At 71.1% G+C, this 17806-nt stretch carries 12 protein-coding genes; 2 read left to right on the top strand and 10 right to left on the bottom strand.

Annotation, left to right across the window (positions count from 1 at the left end; all coding sequences use genetic code 11):
* Positions 1–10 precede the first annotated feature (10 nt).
* From OG782_RS28150 to miaA, 6 genes are all read right to left on the bottom strand, one after another.
* Positions 11–1465 (bottom strand): M1 family metallopeptidase, encoded by a 1455-nt coding sequence (locus OG782_RS28150; RefSeq protein ID WP_406455581.1) that lies wholly within the window; start codon positions 1463–1465, stop codon positions 11–13.
* Between the two features lie 112 nt (positions 1466–1577).
* Positions 1578–3710, bottom strand: coding sequence for a RelA/SpoT family protein (locus OG782_RS28145; protein WP_406455579.1), 2133 nt, complete (start codon positions 3708–3710; stop codon positions 1578–1580).
* A 140-nt stretch (positions 3711–3850) separates the two neighbouring features.
* The gene (dapF, locus tag OG782_RS28140) at positions 3851–4723 is read right to left on the bottom strand and encodes a diaminopimelate epimerase (RefSeq protein ID WP_406455577.1); all 873 of its coding nucleotides are present in this window, start codon (positions 4721–4723) and stop codon (positions 3851–3853) included.
* A 106-nt stretch (positions 4724–4829) separates the two neighbouring features.
* A complete protein-coding gene (locus OG782_RS28135; RefSeq protein ID WP_406459321.1) occupies positions 4830–5270 on the bottom strand; it encodes a hypothetical protein in 441 nt (146 codons plus the stop codon).
* A 595-nt stretch (positions 5271–5865) separates the two neighbouring features.
* On the bottom strand, positions 5866–10233 hold the full coding sequence (locus OG782_RS28130) for a S8 family serine peptidase (protein WP_406455575.1): 4368 nt from the start codon (positions 10231–10233) through the stop codon (positions 5866–5868).
* A 247-nt stretch (positions 10234–10480) separates the two neighbouring features.
* On the bottom strand, positions 10481–11419 hold the full coding sequence (gene miaA / locus OG782_RS28125; RefSeq protein ID WP_406455573.1) for a tRNA (adenosine(37)-N6)-dimethylallyltransferase MiaA: 939 nt from the start codon (positions 11417–11419) through the stop codon (positions 10481–10483).
* A gap of 236 nt (positions 11420–11655) precedes the next feature.
* Here miaA and OG782_RS28120 point away from each other — a divergent pair, with 236 nt between their 5' ends.
* Positions 11656–11913, top strand: coding sequence for an antitoxin (locus OG782_RS28120; protein WP_406455571.1), 258 nt, complete (start codon positions 11656–11658; stop codon positions 11911–11913).
* A gap of 127 nt (positions 11914–12040) precedes the next feature.
* Here OG782_RS28120 and OG782_RS28115 read toward each other — a convergent pair whose 3' ends face one another.
* Positions 12041–12754 carry a class III extradiol dioxygenase subunit B-like domain-containing protein gene (locus OG782_RS28115; protein WP_406455569.1) on the bottom strand — a complete coding sequence of 238 codons (714 nt, stop codon included), beginning with the start codon at positions 12752–12754 and terminating at the stop codon, positions 12041–12043.
* A 94-nt stretch (positions 12755–12848) separates the two neighbouring features.
* The gene (gene miaB / locus OG782_RS28110) at positions 12849–14369 is read right to left on the bottom strand and encodes a tRNA (N6-isopentenyl adenosine(37)-C2)-methylthiotransferase MiaB (protein WP_406455567.1); all 1521 of its coding nucleotides are present in this window, start codon (positions 14367–14369) and stop codon (positions 12849–12851) included.
* A 135-nt stretch (positions 14370–14504) separates the two neighbouring features.
* Between miaB and OG782_RS28105 the strand changes: the two genes are divergently transcribed.
* The gene (locus OG782_RS28105; RefSeq protein ID WP_406455565.1) at positions 14505–15506 is read left to right on the top strand and encodes a TAXI family TRAP transporter solute-binding subunit; all 1002 of its coding nucleotides are present in this window, start codon (positions 14505–14507) and stop codon (positions 15504–15506) included.
* A gap of 126 nt (positions 15507–15632) precedes the next feature.
* On the opposite strand, the gene OG782_RS28100 is transcribed toward OG782_RS28105, so the two are convergent.
* A complete protein-coding gene (locus tag OG782_RS28100) occupies positions 15633–17027 on the bottom strand; it encodes a sensor histidine kinase (RefSeq protein WP_406455563.1) in 1395 nt (464 codons plus the stop codon).
* A gap of 15 nt (positions 17028–17042) precedes the next feature.
* The gene (locus OG782_RS28095) at positions 17043–17735 is read right to left on the bottom strand and encodes a response regulator transcription factor (protein WP_406455561.1); all 693 of its coding nucleotides are present in this window, start codon (positions 17733–17735) and stop codon (positions 17043–17045) included.
* Between the last annotated feature and the right edge of the window lie 71 nt (positions 17736–17806).

Below are 17806 nucleotides of genomic sequence, written 5' to 3'. Positions count from 1 at the left end.
TCACGCGGGTTTACCCCTGCGCCGCGGGTGTCGCGCTGTGCCAGTCCGGGTGCCCGGGCATGGGCGGAGTCCTCGTCCCGTACAGCCATCCTCCGAAGAACGCGGTCAGGTCGCGTCCGGCCACCCGCGACGCCAGGGCGGTGAAGTCGGCCGTGGCCGCGTTGGAGTCCCGGTGCTTCCTCACCCAGAGCCGCTCCAGCCGGCCGAAGGCACTGTCGCCGATCTCCTGGCGGAGCGCGTACAGGACCAGAGCGCTGCCGTCGTAGACCACCGGCCGGAAGAGGCTGATCTTCTCGCCCGGTGCGGGCGCGGCGGGACGGGCGGGCGGTCCTCCCCCGGCGCGCCAGCCGTCCGACCGGGTGTAGGCGTCGCGCATGCGGCGCTCCAGCGGCTTGCCGGCGTGGTCCTCGGCGTAGCGCGCCTCGTACCAGCTGGCGTGTCCCTCGTTCAGCCAGAGGTCGGACCAGGTCTGCGGGGTGACGCTGTCGCCGAACCACTGGTGGGCCAGCTCGTGGACCATGACCGAGTCGACGTACCACTCGGGGAAGCCGCCGTCGGTGAACAGGCGCCGTTCGAAGAGGGACAGTGTCTGGGTCTCCAGCTCGAACCCGGTCTCGGTGTCGGCGACCAGCACCCCGTAGTTCTCGAAGGGATAGCGGCCGACCTGCTGTTCCATCCACTCCAGCTGGCCGGGGGTCTTCTTCAGCCAGGGCTCCAGCTTCTCCCGGTCCGCGGCCGGCACGACATCGCGCACCGGCAGCCCGTGCGGACCGGTGCGCTCGACGACGGTGGACCGCCCGATGCTGACCTGGGCCAGTTCGGTGGCCATGGGGTGGTCCGTGCGGTAGGTCCAGGTGGTGCGGTCGCCGTGCCTGCTCCGCCCGGTGCGCAGCCCGTTGGCCACCACCGTCAGATCCTGGGGGGCGGTGATCCGGAAGGTGAAGTACGCCTTGTCCGCGGGGTGGTCGTTGCCGGGGAAGACCCGGTGGCCGGCGTCGGCCTGATTGGCCATGGCGAGCCCGTCCGCGGTGCGCACCCAGCCGCCGCTGTCCGCGTCGCCCGACGGGTCGCTGGTGTGCCGGACGGTGATGCGCAGCGGCACTCCGGCCGGGAGGACGGCCGGCGGTTCGATGATCAGGTCCTCGTCCTCGACCGCGAAGCCGGCGCGCAGCCCGTTGACGTCGACGGAGCGCACGGTGCCGCGGGTGAAGTCGAGGTTGATCCGCTCCAGCGGCTCGGTCGTCCGTGCGTCGATCGTCGTGACGGCGTCCAGCGGTTCGCTGTTGCGGCCTTCGTAGCTGAGGCCGATGTCATAGGCGAGTACGTCGTATCCGGGGTTGCCGAGATGCGGGAAGAGCGGGTCACCGATGCCGAGCGGCACCGGCGAGGGCAGGGTGGCGGCGACGAGGGTGGCCGATGCGGTGGCCAGCAGGGCGGCCCGCAGACGGCGGGAGAGGAACGGCATGGACTACGGCTACCAGCGCCGCCCCGCGCTGCCCGGGCGACGCGCGACGCGCCACCCGAACGAGGTCGGCCGCGGACGGTGGTGCTGACCGCGGCCGATGGTGCGGACCGGGTCAGAGAGCGGCGACCGGGTGCTGGGCGCGGCTCACGTCGTACACCCCCGGTACGTCGCGCATCGCGCGCATCAGCGCGGGCAGTCCGGCGGCGTCGGGGAGTTGCAGCGTGTACGTGTGCCGTACGCGCTGCTCGCTCGGGGGTTCGACGGTAGCGGAGATGACCGCCGCGTCCGCCCCGGCGATCGCCTCGGTGAGGTCGGCGAGCAGCCGGGGCCTTCCGAAGGACTCGGCCACCAGCGTCACCCGGCACTCGGCGGCGTCGCCCCAGCTCACCACGACCGGGACCCGGCCCACGGCCTCCATGCGGGCGACCGCGGGACACTCCAGCCGGTGCACGGTGACGGCTCCCCCGCGCACCGTGAATCCGGTGACGTCGTCGGGGGGTACGGGGGTGCAGCAGCCCGCGAGCCGCGCGGTGGCGTCCGGCCCCTCGACCACGACGCTCGCGGCGCGGCCTGCCGCCCCCGGGGATCCGGTGCGCGCGGGCTGGGCCGGCTGTGGTCCGGGCACCCGGCCGGCCGACGGGCCTCCGGCGGTGGTCTCCGCGTGCTGCGGATGGGCGTCGAGCCAGCCGGTGATGGCGATGCGGGCGGCGGGCGTCCTCGCGTGGTCGAGCCAGTCGGGCGAGGGTCCGGACGTGGCGTCCTCGGTGAGGAGCGGCTGTACGGTGTCGCCGTCGACGAGCACGGTGCTGAGCGTGGCCAGCCGGCCGTTCACCCGGGCTCCGATACAGCTGTGTGCCGCGTCCCCGTACTGCGCGTAGGCGGCGTCGACGCAGCTGGCACCCGCGGGCAGGCCCAGCGTGCCGCCGTCGGTGCGGAAGACGGTGATCTCACGGTCCTGGGCGAGATCGGCGCGCAGGGTGGTCCAGAAGGTGTCGGGGTCGGGTGCGGACTGCTGCCACTGCAGGAGCCGGGAGAGCCAGCCGGGCCGGGTCGGGTCGGCGCGTTCTCCGTCGGCGGGCTCGGTGGGCTCGGCGGCCGGTGCGCCGCTGTCCGCCGTGTACGGATTGCCGAGCGCGATGACGCCGGCCTCGGCGACCTTGTGCATTCGGTGGGTACGGATGAGGACTTCGGCGACCTCGCCCTCCGGGCCGACCACCGCGGTGTGCAGCGACTGGTACAGGTTGAACTTGGGGGCGGCGATGAAGTCCTTGAACTCGGAGATCACCGGGGTGAAGCAGGTGTGGAGCTCGCCGAGGACGGCATAGCAGTCGGCGTCCTCGCCGACGAGCACGAGCAGCCGCCCGAAGTCGCTGCCGCGCAGTTCGCCGCGTTTGATCCGGACCCGGTGTACCGAGAGGTAGTGGCGGGGTCTGACGAGGACCTCGGCGGCGATGTCGGCCTCCCGCAGCACCGAGGCGACGTTCCCCGCGATGGCGGTGAGCGGGTCCGAGGCGGCCGTGGCGGCGGAGATCACGGAGCGGGTGTGCGTGTACTCCTCGGGGTGGAGGATGGCGAAGACCAGATCCTCCAGCTCTGTCTTGAGCGCCTGGACGCCGAGCCGTTCGGCCAGGGGGATCAGCACGTCGCGGGTGACCTTGGCGATCCTGGCCTGTTTCTCGGGGCGCATCACGCCGAGCGTGCGCATGTTGTGCAGCCGGTCGGCGAGCTTGATCGACATCACCCGGACGTCGTCCCCGGTGGCGACGAGCATCTTGCGGAAGGTCTCGGGTTCGGCCGCGGCCCCGTAGTCGACCTTCTCCAGCTTGGTCACCCCGTCGACGAGATAGCAGACCTCCTCGCCGAACTGCTCCCGTACCTGCTCGAGGGTCACCTCGGTGTCCTCGACCGTGTCGTGGAGCAGGGACGCGGTCAGCGTGGTGGTCTCGGCGCCGAGTTCGGCGAGGATGAGGGTGACCGCGAGCGGGTGGGTGATGTAGGGCTCACCGCTCTTGCGCATCTGTCCGCGGTGCGAGCTCTCCGCCAGGACGTAGGCCCGGCGCAGGACGGACAGGTCGGCGTCGGGATGGTGCGCCCGGTGTGCCTCGGCGACATGGCCGATGGCGTCGGGCAGCCGGTCCCGGGAGACCGGGCCGAGCAGTGCGACCCGGCCGAGCCTGCGGAGATCGATCCGGGGACGGCCCCGCCTGCGGATGGGAGCACCTGGGTTGGTGGCCTCTGCGCTCATGGGGCACCTCCGGCAACGTCGACCGGCGGTGGAAAGGCGCGGTCGCGCCTCCGGGCCGGTGCTTGATGCTACCGACCCCACCACGTGGCGGAGTCCCGCTCTCGCCCAGCGTGAAACGGATCACCCATTCGAGCGAAGCGCTATCCGTTCAGCGTTTCGAGCCAGGCCGGATCGATCATGCCCTCGGCGACGATCACAGCCGCTCCGGTCATCTCGATCCCGCCGTCCGGGTGCTCGGTGATCACGAGGGTGCCGCCCGGCAGATCGACGGTGTACGTGACCGGCGCGCCGGTCACCGCCGGGTCCGCCGCGTCCCGGCGGGCCGCGGCGACGGCCACGGCGCACGCGCCGGTGCCGCAGGACCGGGTCTCGCCCGAGCCTCGCTCATGGACCCTCATCGCGACGTGGCGGGGCCCGCGGTCCACGACGAATTCGATGTTGACGCCGTCGGGGTAGACGGCGGCCGGGCCGAACGACGGCTCGGACAACAGATCACCGGCGTGCGCCAGGTCGTCGACGAACGCGACCGCGTGCGGGTTTCCCATGTTCACGTTGCGGGCGTCCCAGCTGCGCCCGTCGACGGTGACGGTGACGCTCTCGGCCGGGAGCACGGCGCGGCCCATGGAGACGGTGATGTCGCCGTTCTTGGCGAGGTGCACCTTCTTCACGCCGCCGCGGGTGGCGACCGCGAGGTCGCCCTGCTCCACGAGGCCCGCGCGCTGGAGATAGTGGGCGAAGACCCGCACTCCGTTGCCGCACATCTCGGCGACCGAGCCGTCCGCGTTGCGGTAGTCCATGAACCACTCGGCCTCGTCCGCCATGGCCCGCGCCTCGGGGTGCGCGGCGGACCGGACCACGTGCAGCAGCCCGTCACCGCCGATACCCGCCCTGCGGTCGCACAGCCGGGCGACGGCGGACGCGGGCAGGCCGACGGCGTTGTCCGGGTCGGGAACGATCACGAAGTCGTTCTCGGTGCCGTGGCCCTTGAGGAAGGCGATCTGCGAGATGGTCACGGGACAACTGTACGAGGCCGCACCGACAGCGCGGAGAACCGGCCCGCCGGACGGGCGGGCCGCGGGGACCACCGGCCGGTCCTGATCCGGCCCGGGTCCCGGTCCGTCAGCCGCGCAGCCGGGCCACGCGCCAGACGGCCAGTGCGACGAGCGCGGCGCACACCGCGACGTACAGGGCGATCACGCGCCAGTCGGGGCGTTCTCCGGAGCCCCTGGACGGCAGTCCCGGCCAGGTGTATCCGACGCGGCGGGCGGCCATCATGCCCCAGCCCGCGGCGCAGCAGCTGATCAGCAGTCCCAGCATGGCGACGACGGCACCGCCGTCGCCGAACTCGAAGGCGAGCGGGAAGGCGAACATCAGCGATCCCACTGCCGCGAGCATGACGATCGGCGCGAGCTGCCAGATCCGCAGTCTGCGGGCGGGACGCAGTTCGACCTCGACCTCGGGGGTCACCTCGAGCTCATCGGGCCCGTCGGGGCTCAAGCGTCCTGCCTCGTGCTGCGTGTCCGGTGCGTCTTGTTCCGTGTCGCGAGGGCCGGCCTCCATCGCCACGCGCCCTCCCAACTCGGACTCCACTGGTCGATCGATGCTCGATGATGGCACGCCCCAGGTCGCCGAATTGACGGGCCGAGCTTCCCGATGCCATCACGTGATCAGGCTGTTATAGCCCCGCTTTGGGGTTTATGCAGGTCAGACGCGTGCTGCTGGTCGGCGAGTCAGCAAGAGGTCAGCAATAGCCCCAGGTCAGCGCCCGATTGACCGGTCGCGACCGGCCCGGAGAAGGACCATCTCCCATCATGTCGAACAAGCTTGCACGGGGTGTGGGGAGCTTCTTCGAGCCCTGCGCGTGCCCCAGGGCGTCGAGCCGCCCGCACCTCTACGCGATCCGCTTCCGCAACACCCCGGGGCGGGCAGACCGGGGAGTCCGGCTTCCCCAGCCAGGACGCCGCCGTCGAGCGCGCCCGACCGAGCTCCGCGCGGCGGTCGAGGCCCGCCTGCGGCGGACCGGAGTGACCGAACGCTCCCACAACGACTCGAACAGCGTCGTCAGGTTACGCACACGGCCGTGGCCGGCTCCGAGTCGCCTCGGGCCGCCCACGGCCGCGGTCTGTGCGGAAGAGCTGTGCGGATCTATTCGGATCTATTCGGCGATCAGATCCGGAATGTGCAGCAGCGCGGTGCTCGACGACGATTCGTCGGGTCCGCCCTCGCCGTAGATCATCAGATCGTGCCGGTCGTTGATGCCAAAGGCGTAGGTCGGCAGGAACCAGTCATTGCCGGGAATCATCGACGACAGATCCCATAGCCGGCCCTGCGGATCCCACAGTGCCGAGACCTCGAAATCGGGCTGCAGTTCCACCGTGCCGAGGATCCAGCCGTCGGTGGTGATCTTCTCCGCCGTAGCGTTGAATCCGTAGTCCGGCAGGCGTTTCATGCCGCCCGACGGCGTCCAGACGAACGCGTCGTCCCCGCTGGCGCCGACCACCGAGCCGGCCGCGTTGACCCCGAGGGCCACCGAATTGGACTGCCCCGAAAGGGTGCCGAGATTCGTGATCCTGCCGGTCGAGGCATTCCAGCTGACGGCCCGTCGCGCGCCTTCGGTGGTGAGCGACGACCCGACCGCGGTTCCTTGGGCGCTGATAGCCCTCGGCTGGGTTTCCGCGGTGTTGGCCGACAGCTGAGCCAGCTTGGTGAATCCGCCGGTCCTGGTCCAGCTGAACGGGTCGGCGTAGGCGTGTCCCTGGCTGTTCTCATCCCGATACTCAAGGCTCGCGAACCCGACGACGGTGCCTCCGTCACTGATGCCGGTGGCATATCCGCTGGTGTAGGCCCTCTCCCGCCACTCCGGCAGCCCGAGATCGGTCACACTGCCGTCGGCTGCCCACGTTGCCGGACGGTCGCTCCCCTCCGGGTGGTGGAGCATCCCGGCCGCTTCCCGCCGCTCGTTCATGTCCAGCGCCGAGCCGTACGTCCCCGTGCCGAGGTTCAGGTCGGTGAAACCCGCGTCCTTGGTCCAGGTGGTCGGCGTCATCTTCGAGTTGACCTGCCGATCGCCTGCGACCACACCGTCATGGGTGAGTTTCGCTCCGACGAAGGGCCTTTCCCACTTCACCACCTCCATCTTCGGCGCGACAACGCTGTTGATCCGGACCTTCGCAGCACCCACGATCGTGCCGTCGGAGTTCGCGACCCGGACCCGGCCGATGACGGGCTCGGACGTCTGGGTGACCGCGCTCAGGTCGATGCCGGCGGCCACCGGCATCGACTGCCCCGGCCTCAGCAGGGACGCCTCGTCGGACTTGGCGGTTATGGTGCCGATACCGCGGGAGAACATCTCCTCGTGATAGTCGAAGGTCGCCGGCCCTGACGGGATATCGGCGCCGGTCACCACCACGAAGTAGGTGCCGGGCGCAGGATCGTCCAGGACGATCCGCTCGGCACCGGGCCCGATGTTCATGCTGGTGCCAGCGATGCCACGGGCACCGACGATGTACATGTCGAGATCGGCATCGTCGGCGCGGGACGTCAGCGCCACGTCCAGTCGCGTCGACTGCCGCGGCACGTCGACACGATTCGCCGTGAGCTGTCCGTTGGCGACGGTGGAGAACAGGTTCCTGACGAACCCGAGCTCACCGTCGGTGGCGTGGAGCTTCGCCGTGCCCCAGGTGTTCGTCCCGGTGAACTTGACCGACTCCTTCTGGTGCACGGTGGCCGACTGCAGGGTCGTCACGTCCGGCGCGAACGACATTCCCTGCAGGGCGACCGTTGCCGTGAAGGGATTGTGAGCAACGCTCGAGGTCCGTCGCGCTTCGACCACGAACTCCCAGATGCCCGCCTTCGGCCGCGGCACGGCCCTGGACTTCGGATCGCATCCGGCCGGGTCGGGGTAGCCGGTGTAGCAGTGATCGCTGGCGTTGGAGTCGGCCGGGATCCCGTCGGGATCGATGGGCAGGACTCGCATCTGGCTGCCCTTGGCCTGTCCAGCCAGGTTCAGTTGCAGGGCCTCGACGCCTTCCGGCACCGCGACCAGGAACGAGTTCGTCCCGCTGCGGCCCAGGGTGCCGGCCCTGCTGACCTGATACGCCGGGCCGCTCGGCGGTTCCGCCGCCAGCACGGTCACCGCTACGAACCGGTCGATGCCGGCCGTGGCCGGATCATCGATGGTCATGATCGCGCTGTGCACACCGGCCGTCTTCGGATGGGCGGTCACCGTCACCGTGCTCGAGGCGCCGAGAGCCGACGACAGGGTCTTCGGCGCCCGGAACGTGCCGTCGTTGCCGACCCAGCCGATCCGGCTCGTGGTGTGCCCTGTCTTCCCGTTGGTCCTCGTCGCCGTCACCCGGTACGACTTGTCGGTCCCCACCGGCTGGCCACCCGACCCGGGCAGGCACCGGTTGTAGATCCCGGCACCCCTGTCCGGCGTGGCCAGATTGCCTGACAGCGCCGTGCACACCGGGGCGGAGACGTCGAAGTTGTTGGTCCGCACGCCCTTCGAAAGCGTCTTCCAGGCTGCCGGAATGTTGACCAGTCCGGCCCCCTGGGCGGTGGTCGGCACACCGTCGATCGGTGTCGCCGTTCCGGTGAGCACGGAGCGGAGCGCCGTCGGACCGGCTTCGACGTTCCGGGACTTCGCCGCCGACAGCAGCAGGGCCGCGGCCCCCGTCACCTGAGGTGCCGCCATCGAGGTGCCGTTCATCATGCCGTAGCCGACCGGCAGGGAGTAGCCCGCCTCCGGCACGGCCTGTCCTTCCAGCCAGCCGGGGATCGAGGAGACCGCCGCTCCCGGGGCGCTGACCGCGGGTGCGAGCGCGCCGTCCTCGGACGGGCCGTGCGAGGAGAACCCGAAGAGACCTTGCGGTGCATCGACCGCGGAACCGTAGTCGGCCCACCAGGTCTCCTTGCTCACCGACGCCGCAACAGCCAGCACCGAGGAGGAGACGGACGGGGAGCCGACGGTATTGGTGCCCGCACCCTCGTTACCGGCCGCCACCACGATCTGCACGCCGAAGCGGCTGGTCAGCTTGGTGTACAGCTGGGATATCACGTCGGATCCGTCGTTGAGCGCCGGCAATCCGCCGATCGAGAGGTTGACCACGTCGACGCCGCGATTGACGACCAGGTCGATCATCCCCTCGGTGAGGGCCGCCTCGGTGCAGCCGCCGCCCCAGGTGCAGGCCCGGGACGAGACGATCTGCGCACCGGGAGCCACACCGTGCATCGCGCCGCCGAGCAGAGACGTACCGGCGATGATCCCGGCGACGTGCGAGCCGTGCGAGCCGGACGGCAGCCCGATGTTCACGTAGTTCATCACCTTGCCGACGTTGCTGCCGCCCAGTGGCGACAGGTCGACGTTGTCGCGGTAGTCCACGACGAACGGAATCCGTTCGGTGACAGCGGTCTGCGGATCCTCGGTGCCGAAATGGCCGATCTGCCGTTGCCGGCCGTAGGGCGACATCGCCGGCGCATCGGTGAAGTCGTGGTCGCCGTCGGAGTCCACCCACATCCGGTGGGTCTGCGGGTCGTACAGCACGCCGAACCGGTCGTCGGTGCTGCGGTTGTTGTTGAGGTCGCCACCGAAATCGCTCTGGGTGGTGCTCATCTCGTAGAACAGGCCGAGTTGGAAGTTTCCTTCCGGCGCCGTCCAGGTGGCCCCGGCGTAGTCGAACCGGGGGCCCGTCACCGCCTTGCTCATCTTCACCCAGGTTCCGTCGCCATCCGTCACCGGATCGGTGGCCGTCACCCAGTCGACCACCTTCGGCCGACCGTCGCTGGTCTTCTGAAGGGCTGCGTGATCGAGGTCGACGCCGGTGTCGAGCACCCCGACGGTGATGCCGCGCCCATCCCACTTGTGGTTCGCCGCGACGAAATCGGTGGCCCCGATGTCGTTGACCGGCAGGTACGGATTGTCGGCAGGGGTGGCCGCGTTCGGCGCCGCCGGGTGAGCGGCGCCGGCCTTGGCATCGGCCGGGCTCACGGCGTTGCCCGACTGCGGGTTCGGAACGCGGTAGGTCTTGTCGAGGTCGATGGCCTTCACCGCCGGGAGCGCAGCCAGACTCTGTACCTTGCCGGTCGGAACGGTGGCCCGGACGTAGCCGATCTCCGGCTGGACTCTGCCGACCGTTCCACCGGCTCCGGCGACGGCTGCGGACACCTCCTTGGTGTTACCGGAGTTCGCGAGCAGCATCACCGTCACGGTCTTGGCCTTGGTGGCCTGCGCCTGCTGGAGCACCTGGGTGTCGTGGGCGCCGAGCTTCTCCGAACTCCGGCCGGCGGGTGCCGTGGCATCCAGCGGCTTGAATCCCTTGTCGTCCGTGGGCGGCTGATACGGATCGCTGTCAGCGGGCGACGTCGCGGAGAAGGGCACCCGAGGGCCGCCGGCCGCCGGGCCGTCGGTACCTGGACCGTCCGGTGCCGCGGCGGCGATGGTCGGCTGCCCGATGCCCAGGGCCGCAGCGGCCATCACCGCGGTGCCGATGACGATTAATGAGCGGGGTCGCCGTCGTCTCATATCGCTCCTTCGGGTTCCGTTGCCGGGCTCGGTCGCGGGCCCGTCCTGGAAACCTCGCAGTTGGAACAGGAACGCAGCAATGACCAGTGCGCGGCGGACGTGTGACATGGCGGCATTCCGCCACGGCCCGGGGAGGCAGGACGAACAGGAGGGCGGCGAAGACGGACCGGGACACGAGGAACGCGAACGACCGGCTCGAGAAGAGCCCGCCGATGACGTCGGGAATCAGGCCGAAGAGGCTGCGGATCTACGCTGTAGCCGCTCGTTCGACCAACGTCAGCGCCTGGCCCGGGAGTTCCCCGCGGTGATCCGCGCCACCGTCCAGCCAGTGGACGCGCGGGTCGCGGCGGAACCAGGAGTCCTGGCGGCGCGCGAAGCGCTTGGTGGCGCGCACGGTCTCGGTGCGCGCCTCGTCGTCCGTGCACTCCCCCGACAGTGCGGCGAGCACCTGCTGATAGCCCAGCGCCCGGGAGGCGGTGCGCCCGTCCCGCAGCCCCTGCGCCTCCAGGGCGCGCACCTCGTCCACGAGGCCGGCCTCCCACATGCGGTCGACGCGCAGGGCGATGCGCTCGTCGAGCTCGGGGCGGGCCACGTCGACGCCGATCTGGACGGCGTCGTAGACCGCATCGTTACCGGGGAGGTTGGCGGTGAAGGGCTTGCCGGTGATCTCGATGACCTCGAGGGCCCTGACGATGCGCCGGCCGTTGCTCGGCAGGATGGCGCGGCCCGCCTCCGGGTCGGCGGCGGCAAGCCGCTCGTGCAGCGCTCCGGAGCCGTGCTCGGCCAGCTCCGCCTCCAGCGCGGCCCGGACGCCGGGGTCCGTACCGGGGAACTCCAGGGCGTCGATCGCGCCCTTCACGTAGAGGCCGGAGCCTCCCACCAGTACGGGGGTACGGCCCTCGGCGAGCAGCCGGTCGATCTCGGCCCGGGCCAGGCGCTGGTACTCCGCGACGCTCGCGGTCTCGGTGACGTCCCAGATGTCCAGCAGGCGGTGCGGTACGGATGCGCGCTCGGCGAGCGTCAGTTTCGCGGTGCCGATGTCCATCCCCCGGTAGAGCTGCATGGAGTCGGCGTTGATCACTTCGCCCCCGAGCTGCTGAGCGAGGAACACCCCCAGATCCGACTTTCCTGCTGCGGTGGGACCGACGACGGCGATGACCCGCGGTGCGGGAGCTGGACTTCTCACTGAGACAGTCTCGCAAACCCCGGGCCCGTTCCCGAACGGGCGAAGGCGGCCGCGGGGTGGGCACCACGTCGCGCGCCGCCGAGTAAAATGGCGGACGTATATGGGTGTTTCCTCATGGTTCTGCCGTTTTGCCACCTCGGTCGCCGATACCGCGCCCGGGAGCGTGGACGGCAGCGCGGCGGGTACCCGGACCTGAGAGAGCACGCGCACGCAGCCCCCAGCAGAGAAGGTGTCCGATGGGCTTCATGGACAATTTGAAGGCGAAGCTGAGCCCGGCGAAGGACAAGGTGAGCGACCTCGCGCAGCAGCACGGGGACAAGATCGACCAGGGGCTCGACAAGGCCGCGCGGACGGTGGACGCGAAGACCAAGGGCAAGTACAGCGACAAGATCGTGTCCGGCACGCAGAAGGCCAAGGACGCCGTGGACCGGCTGTCCCAGAAGGACGGGGGCGGTACGCCGCCCGCACCGGGCAGCACTCCGCCGGCTTCCTGACACCGGGCCGGCAGGACAGCACGACGGCCGTGGAGCGGCATCGCTCCACGGCCGTCGTGCGTGTTACGTGCGTGTTAGGGGGTGCGGCAGTCGTGCGGGTACGGGTCGTGCGGGTACGGGGAGTCGCTCAGGACCAGGCCGCGACCAGGTAGCCCACGCCGTACGGGGCGTCGTCGTACAGCAGCCTGCCGTCCAGGCCGGCCCCCTCGGCCGCCCCCGCGAGCACCTGCCAGGGCGCGCGGCCCGCGGCCTTGAGTTCGTACGCCAGCTCCTCGTCGAGCGCGATCAGCGCATCCGTGTCCGCCGTGCCCAGGGCGTGCGAGGCCGCCGCGTCGAACCCCGCGGCGCGCTCGTCGAGGTATCCCGGGGCCTTCAGGGTGCGGCAGGCGCTGCCGTCGCCCATCACCAGCAGCGCCACCCGGTCAGCCCGGCCGGCCAGCGCCCGCCCGTTCTCCGTGCAGCGCGCCGCCTCCAGCGGCTCCCCCACGCCCAGCGCCTCGACCGGGGTGTCCGCCCAGCCGGTGCGGGCCAGCAGCCACGCGCCGACCGCGAGCGACGGCGGAAGCGGGCGGCCTGCGGTCTCGCCCAGGTCCCGCCCGAGCCGTACGTCCAGAGCGACGCCGAACTCCTCGAAGGTGCCGGTGGCGCCCTCGTGGTGGACGCCGCGGCCGGCCTGATCCGCCGGGCCGACCACGATCAGCAGATCGGGCCGGGAGGCGGCCAGCACGCCCAGGGCGTCGGTGCACGCGGTCCTCGCGGCATCGAGCTCGGGCGCGGCACCGGCGGCGACGTCGGGGACCAGCAGCGGCGGGCAGGGGCAGACAGCGGCGGCGACAAGCATGGTGGGCAGCGTACTGGCTGGGACAGCCCACACCCGTCGGCGCTGCGGCGTCAGGGACGCCGCAGCCGCCTCGGGACCTGAACCGGCCCGGCCGTCAGTCGCAGCCGCAGCCCGGGGTCGAGGCGGCGGGCTGCGGCGCCGGGGCGCCGATCCCGGGCAGCCCCAGCATGACTCCGGCGGGCTTGGGGGCCGCGGCGGCGGTGCGCTTGGCCCAGGCGTCCCCCGAGCGGGTCCGCCGCACCCCGAGGGGTGCGCCCTCGGCGAGCAGGTGGTGCGGGGCGGCGTAGCTGATCTCGACGGTCACCACGTCGCCCGGCCGTACGTCCTGGTCCGGCTTGGTGAAGTGGACCAGGCGGTTGTCGGGCGCGCGGCCGGAGAGCCGGTGGGTCGCGCCGTCCTTGCGGCCCTCGCCCTCCGCGACCATGACGTCGAGCGTCCGGCCGACCTGCTTCTTGTTCTCCGACCAGGAGATCTCCTCCTGGAGGACGGACAGGCGCATGTAGCGCTCCTGGACGACCTCCTTGGGGATCTGCCCGTCCATGTCGGCGGCGGGGGTTCCGGGGCGCTTGGAGTACTGGAAGGTGAAGGCGTTGGCGAAGCGCGCCTCGCGGACCGCGTGCATGGTCTGCTCGAAGTCCTCCTCCGTCTCGCCGGGGAAGCCGACGATGATGTCGGTGGAGATCGCGGCGTCCGGCATCGCGGCCCGCACCTTGTCGATGATGCCGAGGAAGCGTTCCTGCCGGTACGAGCGCCGCATGGCCTTCAGGATCGTGTCGGAACCGGACTGCATCGGCATGTGGAGCTGCGGCATCACGTTCGGCGTCTCGGCCATGGCCGCGATCACGTCGTCGGTGAAGTCGCGCGGGTGCGGCGAGGTGAAGCGGACCCGCTCCAGGCCCTCGATCCGCCCGCAGGCGCGCAGCAGCTTGGAGAACGCCTCCCGGTCGCCGATGTCGGAGCCGTACGCGTTCACGTTCTGGCCGAGCAGGGTGATCTCGGATACGCCCTCGGCGACCAGGGCCTCGATCTCGGCCAGGATGTCGCCGGTCCGGCGGTCCTTCTCCTTGCCGCGCAGGGCCGGGACGATGCAGAAGGTGCAGGTGTTGTTGCAGCCGACGGAGATCGAGACCCAGGCGGCGTACGCGGACTCGCGGCGGGTGGGGAGCGTCGAGGGGAACGCCTCCAGGGATTCGGCGATCTCGATCTGCGCCTCCTCCTGGATCCGGGCACGCTCCAGCAGCACGGGCAGCTTGCCGATGTTGTGCGTACCGAAGACGACGTCGACCCAGGGGGCCCGCTCGACGATGGTGTCGCGGTCCTTCTGCGCGAGGCAGCCGCCGACCGCGATCTGCATCCCGGGGCGCTTCGTCTTCATCGGGGCGAGCCGGCCGAGGTTGCCGTAGAGCTTGTTGTCGGCGTTCTCCCGCACCGCGCAGGTGTTGAAGACGACAACATCGGCGTCTCCGTCACTGCCTTCGGGCGCCCGTACGTATCCGGCGTCCTCCAGCAGTCCCGACAGCCGCTCGGAGTCGTGGACGTTCATCTGGCACCCGTAGGTGCGCACCTCATAGCTTTTTCTGACGTCCACTGCTTCGCTCCGGTTGCCGCTGCTCATGCGACAAGGGTAGGCGCTGCCGGGGCGCCTCCCGCCGCGGGCGGCCCGCGGACCCCTCCGCCGGACCCCGCGGCGGCCGGGAGATCCGACGGCACCCCTGGTCATCGCCCGCAGCGACCTGGCAGGATCGCCGCCATGCTCCCGCCGGCACTGTCCCGAATCGGCCGGCGTCGCTCCCTGCGGGCGGGCGCCGCCCTCGTCGTCGTGCTCGGGCTGCTCCTGTGGTGGCTGCTCCCCCTCGGGGACCCCGCGCCGAGCGGCACGCTGACCTTCAGCACCGGTGTCCGCAGCGGTGTCTACCAGCGCTACGGCGACCGGCTGAAGGACGCACTCGCCAAGGACCTGCCCGATGTGTCGATAAACCTGCAGACCAGCGAGGGCTCGCAGCAGAACATCGCCAGGGTGGCGACGGGCAAGGCCGACTTCACCATCGCCACCACCGACGCCGTCGCCACCTATCTGCGGGACAGGAAGCCGGGCGCCGACCGGCTGCGCGGCTGCGTCCGGCTGTACGACGACTACGTCCAGCTGGTCGTGGACCGGAGCTCGGACATCCGCAAGGTCGCGGACCTGCGGGGCAAGAAGGTCGCGGTGGGACAGCCGGGGTCGGGGGTGCGGCTGGTCGCCGACCGGCTGATGACGGCCGCCGGGCTGGATCCCGTCAACGACGTCACGGCGATTCCGGCCGGGATCGACACCATGCCCAAGCTCCTGGAGAGCGGCCGGCTCGACGCGTTCTTCTGGTCCGGCGGGCTGCCGACCACCGCCGTGGCCGATCTCTCGGACCGCTTCGCGATCCGGCTGGTCCCGCTGGAGGACCCGCTGATCAAGGAACTCCAGGCGGCGGGCGGCTCCACCCGCTACTACCGCTCGGCCGTGATGCCCGCCGACGCCTACCGGAACGCTCAGCAGGGGCAGGCCGTGCCCACCGTGGCAGTGGCCAATGTGCTGGTCACCACGGACCGTACGGACGCCGCGATGACCGAGGCGTTCACCCGGACCGTGATCGACAGCCGTGACCGCATCGGGCGCGAGGTGCACGCCGCACAGCTGGTGGACCTGCGGACCGCGATCTACACGGATCCGCTGCCGCTGCACGAAGGGGCCAAGCGCTACTACCGCTCGGTCAAACCCTGATCCGTCCGTCGGGCGGGCTCCGGCCGGCCCGCAGGACCGCTCGGCCGTACCCCGCCCCTGACCGGATCAGCCGTGCGGGCCCCGGACGGCCCGCAGGATCCGCTCAGCCGTACCGCTCCGGCAGGCTCAGCCGTGCGGGCCGTTGCGGGGTACCGACACCGTCACCCGCAGACCGTGCGGCTCGTGCCGCGCGTAGGTGAGCGCGCCGCCGCTCGTGGCGAGGAGCGCGTGGGAGATGGAGAGGCCGAGTCCGGACCCCCGTACGTTCTGGTGCTGGGCGCTGCGCCAGAACCGGTCCCCGACGCGCTCCATCTCCGGCTCGCTGAGACCCGGTCCGCGGTCCGCCACGACGACGGTGACGCACTCGCTGCCGGAGGCGACCGTGACCCTGACCTCCTCGCCCGCGGGGGTGAACTTGAGGGCGTTGTCGATCACCGCGTCGAGCGCGCTGGAGAGCGCGATCGGATCCGCCCAGGCCGTGACGGCCGGGCTGCCGTCCGCCCGGAGCCGTACGCCCTTCTCCTCGGCCACCGGCCGCCAGGAGGCGATGCGCTCGGCGGTGAGCGCGCCGATGTCCGTGAGCTGCAGATCGGCGTCCGCGTGCTCGGCCAGCGCCAGGTCGAGCAGGTCGTCGAGTACCTGGCCGAGGCGCTTTCCCTCCGTACGCACGGAGGCGATCTCCTCGTTGCCCTCAGGGAGTTCGAGGGCGAGCAGCTCGATCCGCAGCAGCAGGGCGGCCAGTGGGTTGCGCAACTGGTGGGAGGCGTCCGCGACGAAGGCCCGCTGCTGCTCCAGCACGTCCTCGACGTTGTCGGCCATCTCGTTGAACGAGCGTGCCAGGCGCCTGAGTTCCGGAGGGCCGCCGGAGGCCACCACCCGGGAGCGCATCCGCCCGCTGGCGATGTCGTGGGCGGCCGTGTCCAGCGTCTGCACCGGCAGCAGGACCCAGCCGGTGAGCCGGTTCGCGGCGCCGACGGCCACCAGCATCGCGATCACCTCACCGGCCACGATCACCAGCCAGCCGCGGAGCGTGTCGGCGCGCATCTGGTCGGTGGGCGAGTCGATGACGACGACGGCGATCACGTCGCCGTCCCGCACGACGGGCGACGCGACGACCACCCGGCCGTGCTGCCAGGGCCACACCTGCGGCGGATCGTGGCTGCGCCGGCCGAGCAGGGCCTCCTTGAACGCCTCACGCCCCTCGCCCTCGACCGGCAGCCGCCAGGCCGCGGGGGCCTTGGCCATGGCGGAGTCGTCGCGGTAGAAGACGCCGGCCCGGATGCCGTACACGGAGTCGTACGCCTTCAGCTCCGTCCGGAGCGTGCGGCGCCGTTCGTCGTAGCCGCTGTTGCGTTCGGTCATGTACTGGGCGAGCGCGGCGAAGCGCGTCGTGTCGTCGATCCGGTCGATCACGAGCCGCTGCTGCTGCGCCGCGGCCACGCTGACGGCGAGCGGGAAGCCGAGCGCGAGCAGGACGCTCGCCATGAGGACGATGAGGAGCGGAAGCAGCCGGGTGCGCAACGGGAACGTACGCCTCTACGCGGAAGGTGCGACGAGGCGGTAGCCGACCCCGCGCACCGTCTCGATGAGGGCGGGCAGCCGGAGCTTGGAGCGCAGGGAGGCGACGTGCACCTCCAGCGTGCGCCCCGTCCCCTCCCAGCTCGTACGCCACACCTCGCTGATGATCTGCTCGCGGCGGAACACCACACCGGGCCGCTGGGCGAGCAGCGCGAGGAGGTCGAACTCCTTGCGGGTGAGCTGGACTTCGCTTCCGTCAACGCTGACCCGGCGGGTCGGCAGCTCGATGTGCACATGTCCCAGGCGCAGCGCGGCGACGGGCGTGGGCGCGGTGTCCTCACCGGTCGTCTTGCGCCGGCTGACGGCGTGGATACGGGCGAGGAGCTCGCCGGTGTCGTACGGCTTGGTCACGTAGTCGTCCGCGCCGAGGTTCAGTCCGTGGATCCGCGAGCGGACGTCGGCGCGGGCGGTCACCATGATCACCGGTACGGAGCTGCGCTTGCGGATCTTCCCGCACACCTCGTAGCCGTCCTGGTCCGGCAGCCCGAGGTCGAGGAGTACGACACCGAAGGGTTCCGTGTCCGCGGGCAGGAGTGCCTGAAGCGCCTCGTCGCCGCTGCGGGCGTGCACCACCTTGAAGCCGTGCCGGGCGAGGATCGCGGACAGGGCGGCGGCGACGTGGTTGTCGTCCTCGACGAGCAGCAGTCTCATGGGCCCCCCTCTCCGAGGTGCGGTGTCGGTACGGTCGCGTACACCTCCGGTCACTTCCCCGTACCGGGGCG

The organism is Streptomyces sp. NBC_00876, from assembly GCF_045207435.1.
Lineage (GTDB): Bacteria > Actinomycetota > Actinomycetes > Streptomycetales > Streptomycetaceae > Streptomyces.
This window is presented reverse-complemented; position numbering and strand designations above follow the sequence as displayed.

Bases quoted from the DNA above. Each gene is read 5' to 3' on its own strand.
- OG782_RS28150 (WP_406455581.1), bottom strand. From the start codon at position 1,465: ATGCCGTTCCTCTCCCGCCGTCTGCGGGCCGCCCTGCTGGCCACCGCA.
- OG782_RS28145 (WP_406455579.1), bottom strand. From the start codon at position 3,710: ATGAGCGCAGAGGCCACCAACCCAGGTGCTCCCATCCGCAGGCGGGGC.
- OG782_RS28135 (WP_406459321.1), bottom strand. From the start codon at position 5,270: ATGGAGGCCGGCCCTCGCGACACGGAACAAGACGCACCGGACACGCAG.
- OG782_RS28130 (WP_406455575.1), bottom strand. From the start codon at position 10,233: ATGAGACGACGGCGACCCCGCTCATTAATCGTCATCGGCACCGCGGTG.
- OG782_RS28120 (WP_406455571.1), top strand. From the start codon at position 11,656: ATGGGCTTCATGGACAATTTGAAGGCGAAGCTGAGCCCGGCGAAGGAC.
- OG782_RS28115 (WP_406455569.1), bottom strand. From the start codon at position 12,754: ATGCTTGTCGCCGCCGCTGTCTGCCCCTGCCCGCCGCTGCTGGTCCCC.
- miaB (WP_406455567.1), bottom strand. From the start codon at position 14,369: ATGAGCAGCGGCAACCGGAGCGAAGCAGTGGACGTCAGAAAAAGCTAT.
- OG782_RS28105 (WP_406455565.1), top strand. From the start codon at position 14,505: ATGCTCCCGCCGGCACTGTCCCGAATCGGCCGGCGTCGCTCCCTGCGG.
- OG782_RS28095 (WP_406455561.1), bottom strand. From the start codon at position 17,735: ATGAGACTGCTGCTCGTCGAGGACGACAACCACGTCGCCGCCGCCCTG.